The sequence below is a fragment of the Bacillus cereus group sp. BfR-BA-01311 genome (assembly GCF_022664295.1).
GTDB classification, from domain to species: domain Bacteria; phylum Bacillota; class Bacilli; order Bacillales; family Bacillaceae_G; genus Bacillus_A; species Bacillus_A cereus.
Genome location: NZ_JAKUHC010000001.1, coordinates 293,925 through 310,008 on the forward strand (window position 1 = coordinate 293,925; position 16,084 = coordinate 310,008).

Genomic DNA, 16,084 nt, shown 5'->3' on the forward strand with positions numbered 1-16,084 from the left:
TTATTTTTCTTATAGTAAATGTAAGAAGAAAACACGTAGGGGGATTAGAAATGAGTGTTCTTGAAGTAAAAGGATTAACGAAGGTGTACCAATCAAAAGGTTCAGTAGCGACGACTGCTTTAAACGATATAAATTTTAAAATAGAAGAAGGCGAATTTGTAGGGATTATGGGTCCTTCAGGAAGCGGGAAAACGACGCTTTTAAATTTATTAGCAACAATTGATAAGCAAACTTCAGGTCATGTGCTTGTAAATGGTGAAGAAATTAATCAAATGCGTGCTGCAAAATTAGCGGAGTTTCGCCGTACACATTTAGGGTTCATCTTTCAAGATTTTAATTTACTTGATACGCTATCGATTAAAGAAAATATTATTTTACCTCTTGTAATGGCGAAGAAATCTGTAAATGAAATAGATGCAAAAGTGCTTGAGATTGCAAAGTTCTTAAATATTGAAGAAATATTAAATAAAAAAGTATACGAAGTATCTGGGGGACAACAACAACGTGCAGCAGCAGCGAGAGCAATCATTCATGAACCGACGTTAATTTTAGCAGATGAGCCAACTGGAAACTTAGACTCGAAGTCAGCGAAATCGCTAATGGGCGCTCTGCAAGATTTACACGAGCAAAAGAAAGTAACGATTGCAATGGTTACGCACGATCCAGTAGCGGCTAGTTATTGTGAACGTATCCTTTTCATACGCGATGGGGAAATTTTCTCGGAAATACATAAAGGAAGAACGAAACAAGCCTTTTTCCAAGAAATTCTGGACGTACTTGCGATGCTAGGAGGAGAATATCATGAACTTTCGCCAGCTCGCGCTTAATAACGTAAAAGGAAATTGGCGTAACTATAAAGCGTTTCTTATAAGTAGTTGTTTATCGATTGTCGTATTTTTCATGTATGCTTCTTTTATTTATCATCCAGATGTCGTAAGCGGTAATATTAGTATGAGAAAGATGATCACAAAAGGATTAGAATCGATGAATTATATTGTGGTCATCTTCTCGGCACTCTTTATTTTATATGCAAATTCAACGTTTTTACGAGCAAGAAAAAAAGAGTTTGGTCTACTAACATTAATAGGCGGAACGAAATCGCAGCTCGGCCGAATGATTATATTAGAGCAACTGATGTTAGGTAGTATTGCAATTGTAATTGGTATTGGGGTTGGAATGCTTTGTTCAAAATTATTTTTCCAAGCGTTAAGCGTATTATTGAAAATAGATAAGACACTTCCACTTGTTTGGAATAGTAAAGCAGTTCTTATTACAGCTGGCGTATACTTTATCCTATTTTTAATCCTATCATTGTTTAGCGTTTGGACGGTAGGACGCTTGCAAATTATTGATTTATTAAGAGAAGCTAGAAAGCAAAAAGTAGAGCCGTTTGCATTTACATGGTTATGTGTAGTTGGTATAGGATGTATTATTGTTGCATATGTACTTAGCTTCCAAGTAACGTTTCTGAATTTCCTCATCCTCTTTTTACCGGTGGTAGGACTGACAATTGGCGGAACGTATTTATTATTTACACAAGGTAGTACAGTTGTATTAAAAGCATTACAAAAAAGAAAGCAATCTTTCTATACGTATCCAAATATGTTTGTTCTTAGCAATCTTATTTATAAAATGAAAGATAATGCTCGTTTTCTATTTGTAATTTCTATTATTACGGCGGTAGTATCTTCAGCAGTAGGTACACTGTACGTATATTTTGAAAATATGAGTGCGAAAACGGTAGAACTTACACCACATGCTATTTCATATGAGGAAAAGGGGTTAAATACGCATAATCTTATTAATGAAGAAAAGGTACAGGAGCTTGTGAAGAGACACGGGTTTGAAGATGCGCGAAAAGTAACCTACGTTAAACTACCGGCAACACAGAAAATAACGTTGTTTAATAGTGAACATGAAGTACCGATGACGATTATTTCAGAAAAAGAATATAATGCAGAAGTGCGCAAACAAAAGAGAGAGCAACCTACAGAAGTTCATAATGCACCAGGTAGTGCAACGATGGTTATGGTTGATATGTCAAATGAACTGATGAAGATAGATCGTACGAAACCGTATGAATTTACAATTAACGGGCAAAAGCAGTCTGTTCAATTAAATAATCCAACGCAGTATTCTGTTTTTAATGATAGTGAATATCTTATTGTAAATGATCAAGATTTTGAGAAATATGCAAAACTCGTACCAGATGAAGAAAAGACGAAATATTACGGTTATTATATCGAGGATTGGAAAAATACAGAAAATCTTGTATTAGATTTGAAAAATGAAATTGCACCAGAAAAGCAAGGAGAATTGAGAAATTCAGTGTTTGCGTATAAGGATATAAGAGAAGGTGGAGCAATTACAATGTTCATCGGTTTCTTCGTAGCGGTACTGTTCTTCTTCTTCGCTTGTAGTATGACATACTTTAAATGGTTTAACGATAAAGAACAAGATCGTATTCAATTTAAATCGTTAAAGAGAATCGGTATGACAGATAAAGAAATTCGCAAAATTGCGATTCGACAAATGGGAGTTATCTTCTTTATCCCAATTTTAATCGGTTCCATTCATAGTGGAGTTGCTCTTCATACGTTAGGGAAAATGCTTTATATTGATTTATGGAAATCAGGTGCGCTTGTAATTGGAGCATACATTTTAGCTTCTGCCATTTACTTTATGATCGCGCAAAGAGGATATTTAAAACACGTAAAAAGCTAGGGGAACCTCTAGCTTTTTGCCTATGTAGTAAGTTACAGGAGGACGATAGATGAACATTTGGCAACTAGCGCTGCAAAATATAAAAGGAAATTGGCGTAATTATAAAGTGTTTTTCTTAAGTAGTTGTTTTGCAATATTTGCTTCTTACGCATATATGTCTGTCATTGTGCATCCGTATATGCAAGAGACGATGTGGTATCAAAACGTACGTTGGGTACTTATCATATGTAATGTTATAATCATTTCTTTTTTCGTCATATTTATTTTGTACTCTACTTCTATTTTCATAGAAGCACGTAAGAAAGAATTAGGGTTATATATGTTAATGGGAGCAACGAAATCTAACGTAATAGGAATGATTATGACCGAACAAATTTTAATCGGGGTCTTCGCGAATATTTTCGGTATTGTGCTCGGTATGATATTTTTAAAACTCTTTTTTATGGTATTTAGTATGTTACTGGGGCTTCCGAAAGAACTCCCTGTGATATTTGACGTAAGGGCGATTGGTGTAACATTTATTACATATATGGCCGTTTTTATTTTGTTATCTTTTATAAGTGCTTTACGTATATGGAATATAAAAATCATTCGGTTATTGAAAGAATTTCGAACAGATAAAAAAGAGAAGAAAACATCAAAGTGGCTTTGTTTATTCGGTTTTGCTTGTTTAGTGGGCGGGTATGCGTTGGCGCTACAAGTGACGATGACTACGATAGCAATATACTTTTTCCCTGTGTCTATACTTGTCTTTTTTGGAACGTACTTTTCTTTTACACATGGAGCTACCCAAGTGTTAGAAATGATAAAGCGAAATAAAAAGATTATGTATACATATCCGTATTTATTTATAGTGAATCAATTGTCACATCGAATGAAGGAAAATGGTCGCTTTTTCTTTCTGATGTCTATGGCAACGACGTTTGTAGTTACAGCAACAGGTACGGTGTTCTTATATTTTTCTAGCATGCAAGATATGTGGCGAACTGGAGGGGTACACTCGTTTTCGTACATAGAAAAAGGTATTTCTACTCATGAAGTCTTTGAGGAAGGTGCGGTTGAAAAATTACTGCATCAATATGAGTATGATGATTTTCAATATATGAGTTTTGTTGGAGTTTATGCATCCTTTCAGTCTAATAAGGGAGAAACAACAATAGTACCGCTTATAAAAGAAAGTGAATATAACCAAGAAGCAAGGAAACAAAGACAGAAAACGTATCGTCCTAAAAAAGGTACAGTGACACTCGTTTATTATAATAAATACAATAATTCGAATGTATATAATCAAAAAGAGATTCAATTGCAAGTAATGAATCAACCATATCAATTCGTATTTAACGGTCAGAAAGAAGGGGTTCAATTTAACCATCACCCTTCGTACATTAATGGTCTGTTCTTCGTTATGAATGATGAAGATTTTGACAGTATAGCAAATCAGGTTCCTGATTCTGAAAAAATGATATATAGAGGCTACACATTATCAAATATCGAAAAGACGAAGAAATTAAATGAAGATTTACGGAGACATATAAAACAAGATAATAATAATGCATTTCGAAGCAATATGGAGTTGTATGTAAATATGAAAGAAGGCGGCGATATTACTCTATTTGTAGGCTCATTTATTAGTATATTATTCTTTCTCACTTCATGTAGTATCGTGTATTTTAAATGGTTCCATAATATTGCATCGGACCGAAAGCAGTATGGTGCACTCTCTAAACTTGGAATGACGAAGGAAGAAGTATGGAAAATTTCTCGTTGGCAATTATGTATGCTATTTTTTGCGCCAATTATAGTAGGGAGTATGCATAGTGCAGTTGCATTATATACGTTTCATAATACGCTTTTTATGGATGGATCATTAAGAAAAGTAGGTTTGTTCATTCTGTTTTATATCGCAGCATGTATCATTTATTTCTTCTTCGCTCAAAGAGAGTATAAGAAACATTTAGACTAGCGAATGCTAGTCTTTTTTAAATATTCGAAATTTACATAGAAGAATATAAAAAAGTATGGTATAACAGTAAGAAAACGAAAAAGAGGGGAAAAGACGATGATTCGAGTAGGATATTTAGGACCAGAAGCAACATTTACAAATATGGCGGTGAGTCGTTTTTTTCCGGAAGCAGAGCATGTACCGTATCGAACGATTCCAGATTGTATAGATGCAGCTGCAAATGAAAATGTAGACTTCGCAGTCGTACCGTTAGAAAATGCAATAGAAGGTTCAGTGAATATAACGGTTGATTACCTTGTACATGAGCAGCCGCTTTCCATTGTAGGAGAAATTACAGTACCAATTCAGCAGCATTTACTTGTACATCCGCAGTATGCAGAAGTGTGGGAAGAAGTATATGCAGTGCATTCTCATCCGCATGCCATTGCACAGTGCCATAAATTTTTAAATGAAGAATTAAAAGGAGTAACTGTTCGAGATATGACATCTACAAGTGCTGCTGCACAATATGTGAAAGAACATCCTGAAGAGAAAATTGCCGCTATTGCAAATGAAGCGGCTGCAGAAAAATACGGATTAACAATTGTGAGACGTAGTATTCATACGCATAAAAATAATCACACACGTTTCTTAGTACTCCATAAGAAAAAGAAAGCAGTACTCCCGAATAACGGAGAGAACCGCGGAGAGAAAACGACGCTTATGATAACGTTACCTGCAGATTATGCAGGTGCCCTATATCAAGTGTTATCAGCTTTCGCATGGAGAAAATTAAACTTATCAAAAATCGAATCGCGTCCGATGAAAACAGGTCTTGGAAATTACTTTTTCTTAATCGATGTCGATAAAGCATACGATGACGTATTATTGCCAGGCGTAACGATGGAACTTGAAGCACTCGGTTTTTCTGTTACTGTGCTGGGGAGTTATTCTTCTTATTGGTTGTAAGATGTAGATGGAATGTTGGTGTTTGTCTAATCGTCAATATCATTTCATTGCCTAATATATTTTTTAATAGATTAATAAAATCCCACCTGCAGAAGGTGGGATTCTTTATTTTAACTTCGCAAGACGATCTTCTAACTGACCACGCCAAATATCAGCTAGTTCTGGAACAGCAAGAATTTTTTCAATGCCATCTTTATCTTTTCTATTATGAAAATAAATTTCGTTAGAGAACAAAACAGAAACATTGCTCGGCTGACGTTCTAGTAATGTAATTTTAGAATCTTTACGTACAGTACCTTCTTGAAGAACACGGCATAGGTAGCCTGTAAATCCAGTTGCTACAATACGCGGCAGTATGCCAGGGATGCCAAGACGTTTTGAAATTGTGCTACAAGGTACGCGAGCTTGCGTTACTTGAATGATTGCTTCGCCTAGTTGATATGTATCTCCGATGCATACGTCATGCTCTAACATATTTGTTACGGTAATGTTTTCACCAAATGTGGAAGCGGGAAGCGTAGTTTGAAATTCCTCTTCCCATAGTGCGTAATGCTCGTGTGGGTACACACAAACAGCGCGATCAGGTCCGCCGTGATGTTTTAAATCCGCTACGTCATCACCACGAAATCCGTCTTTTGAGAGAAAGGCCTCTTCTGTAGGATCTTTACATATACCTGTTATCATTTCTTTATCTTCGCCATATTTCATTTGTTTTGGTTTGCCAATGCTAAAGTGAACGAGTTCAATTCCCATATTTGATCTCCTTTACGATTGATTACAATATTATAGCATTAAAAAAGCACAGAGAATGATAAAAACTCTGTGCTTTACATTAATAAACGAGAAATCCTGCTTTATCTAACGCCTCACAAGCAGCATCTAATTTTTCTTTAGAATCTGCCTCGATTGTATGTAAGTGAATACCATCTGTTAGTTGTGAAAGATAGGAAGCATTTGTGTTTTCGATTTTTTGTAAATATTGCTCTACATCAAAGCGATTGCTTACCATAATGGAGGCTGTTAAGTCACCGTATACAGGATGCTCAACTTTTACGTCTTTAATCGTAACGCCATGGTCAACAAGCATTGTAAGTTCCTGACGTACTTCTGCTGGTTTATGTTGGCATACGATTACGCGTTCAAAAGTTTGTTGCTTCTCTTGTGGCTTTAAATATAAATAACCTTGAGCAGTCGCAATAATTGGTTCGTTTCGTGCTTTAAGCAAGGAAATATCTTGCACGATAACTTGTCTACTTACGTTCGTCTTTTTCGATAGTTCATTCCCCGATAACGGTTCATTTGCAGCAAGAAGCCACTGGAGGATAAGTTGTCGTCTTTCTTCACCTAAAATCTTTTTTTGTTCATTTTGTTTCATTATGATTTAACACCTCTATAAAATTGATTTCCAATTGTGTGTAGTGCATGAATAGTAGTATCAATTTGATCTTTCGTTGTTTGTTGTCCGAAAGAGAAGCGGACATATTGTTTTGCCTCTTCATACGTTTTTCCAATTGCAAGCATAGTTTTCGAAGGTTCTTGTTTACCGACTTGGCAAGCACTTCCGGTGGAAATGGCGATACCATGGCGATTACATTCTAGCATAGTATATTGACCTTCTATTCCTTTTATTGTAACCCCAACAATATGTGGTAAACAAGAAGTAGAATGACCTTCTACTTCAATTTCTAGCGGAAGTGTTTGTATTTGCTCTAAAAAGTAGGATCGTAACTCTTTAAAACGTAAACTTTCTTCCCGTTGAGTTTTTAATATATTTTCAGCAGCTGTTAAAAAAGATGCGATGCCGGGAACGTTCACTGTACCTGGGCGAAATCCTTTTTCGTGAGAAGTTCCTGGAAATACTTGTTCCCAGCGAATTTGCGGATTTATGTAGCAAGCGCCGACACCTTTTGGTCCGTATATTTTATGTGCTGAAACAGAAAGACTATCAATCCCCATCTCAAAAACATGGATAGGCAGTTTACCAAACGTTTGCACACAATCCGTATGAAATAAAACATTATATTTTTTTAAAAGTGCCCCGATTTCTGTAATGTTTTGAACGGTTCCGATTTCAGAGTTTCCATGCTGTATACTTGCTAGCACAGTATCTTCCGTAATAGCTGCCTCTAAATCTACTAAACAAATGAGTCCATTTTTATCAACAGGAATTTCAGTGATCGTATAGCCTTTTGATTTTAGAGATTGAAAATAACTTCGAATGGATGCATGTTCCATAGGTGTCGTAATAATATGCTTCTTATTTCGGGCATTTAGAAGTGATTGAATCGCAAGATAGTTCGATTCCGATCCACCGCTTGTGAAAAATACTCCTTGTTCTTTGCCTCCAATTATTTCCGCAAATGTTTTTCGGCAAACTTGTAATAAAGAAGAAGCCGTTCCTCCAATATCATGTAAACTTTGTTCATTTCCGAAGTATTGTGAAGCTGCTTTCATATATGTTTGTAACGCTTCCTCGCTCATAGGTGTAGTAGCTGCATAGTCAAGATATATCATCATGTAAGTTCCTCTCTCTAGTAAGAGTTACATTTCTTTTACTTTTTAAATGGTAGTGAAAATAAGAATTATAAAAAAACTCTTGTCATTATTTTAAAACTATGTAAATATAGGTGTCAAGACAGTTGAAAAGTGTAAAGTAGGAGGCAACAATTATGCCAAGCGCAGATGTCTTAATTATTGGAAGTGGCGTTGCGGCACTTCGTGTTGCAAAAGAGATTTGTCACGAAAAGAATGTGATTATTATCACAAAGGAGACGAAACGTAATAATAATACACATTTAGCTCAAGGTGGAATTGCCGCAGCGGTAGCTACATACGACAATCCTAATGATCATTTTGAAGATACGCTAGTAGCAGGGTGTCATTATAACAATGAAGAAGTGGTCCGTTATTTAGTCGAGGAAGGACCGAAAGAAATTAATAACCTTATTGAAAATGGAATGAAATTTGATGGAGATGAAACAGGTCCTCATCTTGGAAAAGAAGGAGCGCATCGAAAACGTCGTATTTTACATGCAGGTGGCGATGCAACAGGAAAGAATTTATTAGAGCATCTTATTCAAGAAGTAGCTCCATACGTTACGGTAGTGGAACAGGAAATGGTGCTCGATTTTATTATAGAAAAAGATAAATGTGTTGGGGCTTTAACTCGCAACAATAAAGGAGAATTGAAACGTTACAATGCAGATTATACGGTGTTAGCTTCAGGCGGTATTGGCGGTTTATACGCCTTTACTTCTAATGATGAGACGATTACAGGCGATGGACTTGCAATGGTGTACCGTGCAGGCGGAGAGCTTGTAGATTTAGAGTTTATACAATTTCATCCGACGATGTTATACGCGGGTGGGCGTTGTTCTGGTCTTGTGTCCGAAGCTGTTCGCGGAGAAGGAGCTGTCCTTATAAATGGAAAAGGGCAGCGTGTTATGATGGATATACATTCCGAACAGGATTTAGCGCCTCGTGATGTAGTCGCAAGGGCTATTCATGAACAGCTACTTGCGGGTGAAAAAGTGTACTTAAACATCGAAATGATTCAAAACTTTGAACAACGCTTTCCGACCGTGTCATCGATATGTAAAACAAATGGAGTCGATATAAATAAAAAACTTATTCCAGTCGTGCCTGGTACTCATTTTCACATGGGCGGCGTGAAAACGAACTGTGATGGAGAGACGTCTATTCCGAACTTATACGCAGTCGGTGAAGTAGCTTGTAACGGGGTTCATGGTGCAAATAGATTAGCGAGTAATTCATTATTAGAAGGTCTTGTGTTTGGAAAAAGAATCGGACGACACATTTTATCTAGAGAGACAAAAGAAAAGGTGAACATGCTAGCCGAAAAGGAAGCAAAGTTTATCGTTCTGAATCATTTACCGACGAAAGAAGAAATACAAAAATGCATGATGAAATATGTTGGGATTGTGCGAACAGAGCAAAGTTTATCTTATGCGAAGAGATGGCTTAGTAAGTATGGTGTTCGAAATATGATATTACAACATGATGTTCTTACGAATGAAGAGATAACGCTTATTAATATGTTAACGGTTTGTGAGCTTATAGTTGTGTCAGCCTTGCAAAGAGAAGAAAGTATTGGCGGGCATTACCGGAGTGATTATCCAGATAGAAATATAGGAAAGAAAGAGATTGTTCGAGTAAAGAGAAAACGACAACTTGTGTAATGAGGGGAAGAGGGGCTTTATGAACACGATAAAAGTTAAAGAAGCATTAAATCGATTTTTTTTAGAAGATATAGGGGAAAGAGATGTAACATCTCAGCTTATTTTTCCAGGTAACTTGCTTTCGAAAGGAACGTTTCTTGCGAAGGATACAGGGGTCTTTGCAGGACGTTTAGTAATTGAATCAGGATTTAAATTAATTGATGAGAGAATTGAAGTAGAGCTTCATAAAAAAGATGGGGACCTTGTAGAAAAAGGCGAAATCATTGCAACTGTGCAAGGTCCAATTGCATCGTTATTAACAGCAGAGCGCGTTATATTAAATGTTATTCAGCGTATGAGCGGAATAGCGACGATGACGCGTAAAGCGGTTCTTGCTTTAGATAGCAGTCATACTCGCATTTGTGATACGCGAAAAACGATGCCAGGACTACGTATGTTTGATAAGCATGCAGTCGTGTGCGGCGGTGGATTTAATCATCGCTTCGGTTTATATGATGGTGTCATGATTAAAGACAATCATATTGCGTTTGCTGGTTCTATTACAAAAGCTGTTACATCAGTGAAAGAGAAGTTAGGACATATGGTGAAAGTAGAAGTAGAAACAGAAACTGAGGAACAGGTGAGAGAGGCTGTTGCTGCTGGTGCTGATATTATTATGTTCGATAATCGTACGCCAGATGAAATCCGGGAGTTTTCAAAAATTGTACCAAGTGCTATCGTTACAGAAGCTTCAGGGGGCATCACAATTGAAGATTTACCGAAATACGGAAAAACAGGGGTAGATTATATTTCACTTGGAGCGTTAACACATTCAGTGAAAGCACTTGATATTAGTTTCAATATTGAAGGATAAGGAAAGTGGCTTAGAGGGGAGAAACGTATATGAGTATTTTAGAACAAGTACAGCCAATTGAAACGATGTTACCAGAGCGTTATTACACGATGTCAACGGAAGATATGGAAAAGCGTGTTCGTGAAATTAAAGAGAAAATGGGGAAAATGTTATTCATTCCAGGGCATCATTATCAAAAAGATGAAGTGGTACAATTTTCAGATGCAGCAGGGGATTCACTTCAGCTTGCACAAGTTGCAGCGAGCAATAAAGACGCAAAATATATTGTGTTTTGCGGGGTGCACTTTATGGCGGAAACAGCAGATATGTTAACGACAGATGATCAAGTTGTCATCTTACCAGATATGCGTGCAGGTTGTTCGATGGCGGATATGGCAGATATTGAACAAACAGAAAGAGCATGGAAAGAGCTCACGAAATTATTTGGAGATACGATGATTCCGTTAACATATGTGAACTCTACAGCTGCAATTAAAGCGTTTTGTGGTCGTAACGGAGGAGCAACAGTAACATCTTCTAATGCAAAGCAAATGGTATCTTGGGCGTTTACTCAAAAAGAACGTCTCGTCTTTTTACCAGACCAACATTTAGGGAGAAATACAGCGTACGATTTAGGTATCCCGTTAGATAAAATGGCAGTATGGGACCCACACACAGATTCATTAGAGTACGATGGGGATATAGAAGAAATTCAAGTAATTTTATGGAAAGGGCATTGTTCTGTTCATCAAAATTTTACAGTGAAGAACATTGAGAGCGTACGAAAAAATCATTCTGATATGAATATTATTGTACATCCAGAATGTTGCTATGAAGTTGTAGCTGCTTCAGATTATGCAGGCTCAACGAAATATATTATTGATATGATTGAATCAGCGCCATCTGGTAGCAAATGGGCGATTGGTACAGAAATGAATTTAGTGAACCGAATTATTCAGCAACATCCAGATAAAGAAATTGTTTCACTTAATCCATTTATGTGTCCGTGCTTAACGATGAACCGAATTGATCTGCCTCACTTATTATGGACACTTGAAACGATAGAAAGAGGAGAAGAAATTAACGTTATTAGCGTAGACAAACAAGTAACGGCAGAAGCGGTTCTTGCATTAAATCGTATGTTAGAGCGTGTGTAAAGCAACGGTATTCCTGTTGCTTTTTTTCATACATATAATCATAACGAGACCGAAATGGGCATACATTGTTTTGAAGAAATCATTGTGGTTCTTTATGCTTATTCCGCTTCGAATGATATTGAAAATCGAAGAAGTGATAAAAGTGAAAAGAAGTTAATGTTATTTAGAAAGAGTTACTTCATGAGATTTGTTACTTATAGATAAGTTATACAGGAGGGGGAAAATTTGAAAATTCATATCGTGCAAAAAGGGGATACCCTTTGGAAAATTGCGAAAAAGTACGGAGTGGATTTTGACACGTTGAAAAAAACAAATACACAACTTAGTAATCCAGATTTAATTATGCCAGGTATGAAAATTAAAGTGCCATCCAAGAGTGTTCACATGAAACAACAGGCTGGAGCAGGTTCAGCGCCTCCAAAGCAATACGTAAAAGAAGTGCAGCAAAAAGAATTTGCAGCAACACCAACTCCGCTTGGAATAGAAGATGAAGAAGAAGTTACGTATCAATCAGCACCAATTACACAGCAGCCAGCTATGCAACAAACACAAAAAGAAGTGCAAGTAAAACCGCAAAAGGAGATGCAGGTAAAGCCGCAAAAAGAAGTACAGGTGAAACCACAGAAGGAGATGCAGGTAAAGCCACAAAAAGAAGTACAGGTGAAACCGCAAAAAGAGGTGCAAAAAGAACAGCCAATTCAAAAAGAAAAACCAGTTGAAAAACCGTCTGTTATTCAAAAACCACCTGTGATAGAAAAACAAAAACCGGCGGAAAAAGAAAACACGAAGTTTTCGGTAAATGTATTACCGCAGCCGCCACAACCACCAATAAAACCGAAAAAAGAATATAAAATTTCAGATGTAATAAAAAAAGGAAGCGAGTTAATTGCTCCTCAAATTAGTAAAATGAAACCTAACAATATCATTTCTCAGCAAACGAAAAAAAACAATATAGTATCGCCGCAAGTGAAGAAAGAAAATGTAGGAAATATAGTATCGCCGCAAGTGAAGAAAGAAAATGTAGGAAATATAGTATCGCCACAAGTGAAGAAAGAAAATGTAGGAAATATAGTATCGCCGCAAGTGAAAAAAGAAAATGTAGGGAATATAGTGTCACCGCAAGTGAAAAAAGAAAACGTAGGGAATATAGTATCGCCAAATGTATCGAAAGAAAATGTAGTGATTCCACAAGTCATACCGCCAAATATTCAAATGCCAAATATTCAAATGCCAATCATGGATAACAACCAACCACCGAATATAATGCCAATCATGGATAACAACCAGCCACCGAATATAATGCCAATCATGGATAACAGCCAGCCACCGAATATAATGCCAATTATGGATAACAACCAGCCACCGAATATAATGCCAATTATGGATAACAACCAGCCGCCGAATATAATGCCGATTATGGATAACAATCAAATGCCGAATATGATGCCGATCATGGATAACAATCAAATGCCGAATATGATGCCGATTATGGATAACAATCAAATGCCGAATATGATGCCGATTATGGATAATAATCAAATGCCAAATATGATGCCAATTATGGATAACAACCAAATGCCGAATATGATGCCGATTATGGATAACAATCAACCACCGAATATGATGCCATATCAAATGCCGTATCAACAGCCTATGATGCCGCCGAATCCGTATTATCAACAACAAAATCCATATCAAATGCCATATCAGCAAGGAGCACCGTTTGGACCGCAATATACGTCTATGCCAAATCCAAATATGATGCCGATGGATAATAATATGCCACCGCTCGTGCAAGGAGAGGAAGATTGTGGATGCGGAGGAGAGAGTAGGCTATATAGTCCGCAACCTGGAGGGCCACAATACGCGAATCCTTTATATTATCAACCAACTCAATCAGCATATGCACCACAGCCAGGAACGATGTATTATCAACCTGATCCACCGAATGTATTTGGAGAGCCCGTTTCAGAAGAAGAGGACGAAGAAGAAGTTTAAAAAGGCGGGAGTATTCCCGCCTTTTTTACATTCCTGTTAATTAAGAAAATGAAGTTTTTTTATGAAGTGCTAGAAAATTCCTAGTGAAATATTAACAGTGTAAAAACCTTCTCGGTTACTCATCATAAGAGGGAGCTTTTCAGTAGAGAAGCTCATTCTAACAGAGGGGGTTTTTGTATTGAATACGAAAGTAAAAGTGATTGCTGCTTCTTTGTTAGTTACCAGTGCATTAGCTGCATGTGGTACACCGAAAGATAATAATGCAATGGATGGACGTAACTACAATTACGAGCGTACATCTTATAATGATACACACCAGTATCGTGATAATGTGACACGTAATGATCGTTATACAGATTATGTAACATATAGAAATGGTCGTAACGATACAGGATACAATTATTATCGAGATGTAAATTACAATGGGCAAATTGCTAATCCGCATCCAACTCGTAATATTACAATGAACAATTCATACATTAACAATGATGGTAAAACAGCTGAAAGAATAACAAATCGTGTGAAACGTATGAATAACGTAGACCGTGTGTCTACAGTTGTATATGGAAACGATGTAGCGATTGCGGTAAAACCACGTAACACAGTGACAAATGAAACGGCGATGGCTAACGAAATTCGTCAAGCTGTTGCAAATGAAGTTGGAAACAGAAACGTATATGTTTCTGTAAGAAATGATATGTTTACTCGTGTCGATGCAATGAGTACGCGTCTACGTAACGGTACAGTTACAAACGATTTTAATCGTGACATAGTGAATATGTTCCGAGACATTCGTTACGGTTTAACTGGTACAGTGCGATAACAAAACAAAAGAGGAAGGGATAGCCCTTCCTCTTTATTCATCGTTGTCTTGTAAGCGACGTTTTTTAATAAAATAACTAACGGAATAAGAAACTAAAAAGCATATGAAAAGAATACTACCTGTTGAAATAGCTTCAAATAGAGGTCTTTCTGGACTGAAAATAATATAAATAATAACCGTAACGATTCCTACAATAAGGGAGTGGAAGACAAGTTTGTAATAAGGAGTTAACTGTATTTCCTTTTCGCCTTCTTCTACATCGATTGAAACACTTAACTGTAAATAAGCAAGTAAAATACTTGTAAACATAAATAATAGCCACAATGGAGATTTCGTAATTTGATCAATGCCTTCAGTGAATCCGATATAGCCTAAAATTCCAACTACGCCAATGTATTGAAAAAGAAAGACAATACGTATGTTTTTTAACATTTGAAGAATGAGGCGTTCATCCTTTATTTTTTTCATAATATTCATCCCCTGCTTATTATGATTTCGCTGTCACATTAATTGTAACATATATATTACAATTATCAATTTATAATTTACATAAAATAATTTGGATGAAAGAGGAAATAAAATATTTTTATAAACATGTTGCACTTATACTTTATTAATGTTATATTAGCAAAGCGATGAGCTAATTTACGTAAGACGAGAGATATGCTTAAGTGCTAAACACGCGAATGTGGTCGCCTGGTCTCTCGCCGTAAACGCATCAAGACGCCTGCTTTGCAGGCGTCTTTCATTTTATATAAAAGTAAATGATACATGCAGATGAGGTAAACCCTTATCTGCATTTTTTATTTTTCGAAAGAAATGTAATATGGATAAAACCCCCATTTCCGGAAAAACTACTAATGAAAGTATGATCTTGCCTAAAAGAGGTGAACGGAAATGAAATGGATACTGATTGCGATGCAAGCTTTCGTTATGATGTTTTGTTTCGTTTATGGAACGAATGTGAAGGCGGAAGGGCCAGTACCAGAAGTAACGAAAAAAGAACCTGAGGTTACAATTTTATTAGAGCGTATGTATGTTGATGGCGAAGTAAGCGAAGAAATACTTACAGAAAAAGTGACGGATTTAGAAAAGTTTTTACAGCAGTATAAAGAATGGCAGCTCGTTGATCGTGATGATGTACAAATTGTATTGCAAAAGAAAGTTGATGATATTTCTCCGTTATTGAAAACGAGCGGGTATTTTGGTGTTTCAGAGGAAGGGATATTACAAATTTTCAAAGGTGTACCGAAAAGTGATAATGCGATCCATTCTTTCTTTCAAATTGATATGAAAAAGCTTGAGAGCTATGAACGTGCGAAATTGAAACGTGGCATTCGTATTAAATCAAAAGAAGGTTTTGTGAAGACGATTGAAAAAATGAAGCAATACGCAGTTCAAAGTAAGAAAAAAAGCAGCTCATGGTGAGCTGCTTTTTTT

Annotated in this window: 13 protein-coding genes and 1 pseudogene; 10 read left to right on the forward strand and 4 right to left on the reverse strand. The window is 36.5% G+C overall.

Annotated features, from left to right (window positions below; genetic code table 11):
* Positions 1-50 precede the first annotated feature (50 nt).
* The 4 genes from MR136_RS01570 (at position 51) to pheA (ending at position 5,635) form a co-directional block, all read left to right on the forward strand.
* Positions 51-827, forward strand: coding sequence for an ABC transporter ATP-binding protein (locus MR136_RS01570; protein WP_000114529.1), 777 nt, complete (start codon positions 51-53; stop codon positions 825-827).
* Complete coding sequence (locus MR136_RS01575) at positions 802-2,724, forward strand: ABC transporter permease (protein ID WP_001011413.1); 1,923 nt, start codon at positions 802-804, stop codon at positions 2,722-2,724. The genes MR136_RS01570 and MR136_RS01575 overlap by 26 nt, the downstream gene beginning before the upstream one ends.
* A 49-nt stretch (positions 2,725-2,773) precedes the next feature.
* Positions 2,774-4,687 (forward strand): ABC transporter permease, encoded by a 1,914-nt coding sequence (locus tag MR136_RS01580; RefSeq protein ID WP_103622304.1) that lies wholly within the window; start codon positions 2,774-2,776, stop codon positions 4,685-4,687.
* 96 nt (positions 4,688-4,783) lie between these two features.
* The gene (pheA, locus tag MR136_RS01585) at positions 4,784-5,635 is read left to right on the forward strand and encodes a prephenate dehydratase (protein ID WP_000621705.1); all 852 of its coding nucleotides are present in this window, start codon (positions 4,784-4,786) and stop codon (positions 5,633-5,635) included.
* Positions 5,636-5,740: 105 nt separating this feature from the next.
* On the opposite strand, the gene MR136_RS01590 is transcribed toward pheA, so the two are convergent.
* The 3 genes from MR136_RS01590 to MR136_RS01600 all read right to left on the reverse strand — a co-directional run bounded on the left by MR136_RS01590 (position 5,741) and on the right by MR136_RS01600 (position 8,152).
* A complete protein-coding gene (locus MR136_RS01590) occupies positions 5,741-6,388 on the reverse strand; it encodes an MOSC domain-containing protein (RefSeq protein ID WP_000510667.1) in 648 nt (215 codons plus the stop codon).
* A gap of 79 nt (positions 6,389-6,467) precedes the next feature.
* A complete protein-coding gene (locus tag MR136_RS01595; RefSeq protein ID WP_000812275.1) occupies positions 6,468-7,010 on the reverse strand; it encodes a transcription repressor NadR in 543 nt (180 codons plus the stop codon).
* Positions 7,010-8,152: an IscS subfamily cysteine desulfurase gene (locus MR136_RS01600; protein ID WP_103622305.1), complete on the reverse strand. Its 1,143-nt coding sequence runs from the start codon at positions 8,150-8,152 to the stop codon at positions 7,010-7,012. The genes MR136_RS01595 and MR136_RS01600 overlap by 1 nt, the downstream gene beginning before the upstream one ends.
* A gap of 152 nt (positions 8,153-8,304) precedes the next feature.
* Here MR136_RS01600 and nadB point away from each other — a divergent pair, with 152 nt between their 5' ends.
* The 5 genes and pseudogenes from nadB (at position 8,305) to MR136_RS01625 (ending at position 14,644) form a co-directional block, all read left to right on the forward strand.
* Positions 8,305-9,834, forward strand: coding sequence for an L-aspartate oxidase (nadB, locus tag MR136_RS01605; RefSeq protein ID WP_242259244.1), 1,530 nt, complete (start codon positions 8,305-8,307; stop codon positions 9,832-9,834).
* 19 nt (positions 9,835-9,853) lie between these two features.
* Positions 9,854-10,687 carry a carboxylating nicotinate-nucleotide diphosphorylase gene (nadC, locus tag MR136_RS01610; RefSeq protein WP_242259245.1) on the forward strand — a complete coding sequence of 278 codons (834 nt, stop codon included), beginning with the start codon at positions 9,854-9,856 and terminating at the stop codon, positions 10,685-10,687.
* Between the two features lie 29 nt (positions 10,688-10,716).
* Positions 10,717-11,823 (forward strand): quinolinate synthase NadA, encoded by a 1,107-nt coding sequence (gene nadA, locus MR136_RS01615; protein WP_000025339.1) that lies wholly within the window; start codon positions 10,717-10,719, stop codon positions 11,821-11,823.
* 225 nt (positions 11,824-12,048) lie between these two features.
* Positions 12,049-12,205, forward strand: a pseudogene (safA, locus tag MR136_RS28520) (SafA/ExsA family spore coat assembly protein); the annotation flags it as partial.
* A gap of 1,794 nt (positions 12,206-13,999) precedes the next feature.
* Complete coding sequence (locus tag MR136_RS01625) at positions 14,000-14,644, forward strand: YhcN/YlaJ family sporulation lipoprotein (protein WP_001093536.1); 645 nt, start codon at positions 14,000-14,002, stop codon at positions 14,642-14,644.
* A gap of 33 nt (positions 14,645-14,677) precedes the next feature.
* Here MR136_RS01625 and MR136_RS01630 read toward each other — a convergent pair whose 3' ends face one another.
* On the reverse strand, positions 14,678-15,112 hold the full coding sequence (locus MR136_RS01630; RefSeq protein WP_141540812.1) for a branched-chain amino acid ABC transporter substrate-binding protein: 435 nt from the start codon (positions 15,110-15,112) through the stop codon (positions 14,678-14,680).
* A 429-nt stretch (positions 15,113-15,541) separates the two neighbouring features.
* Between MR136_RS01630 and MR136_RS01635 the strand changes: the two genes are divergently transcribed.
* Complete coding sequence (locus tag MR136_RS01635) at positions 15,542-16,072, forward strand: BofC C-terminal domain-containing protein (RefSeq protein WP_000871192.1); 531 nt, start codon at positions 15,542-15,544, stop codon at positions 16,070-16,072.
* The last annotated feature ends 12 nt before the right edge of the window (positions 16,073-16,084 follow it).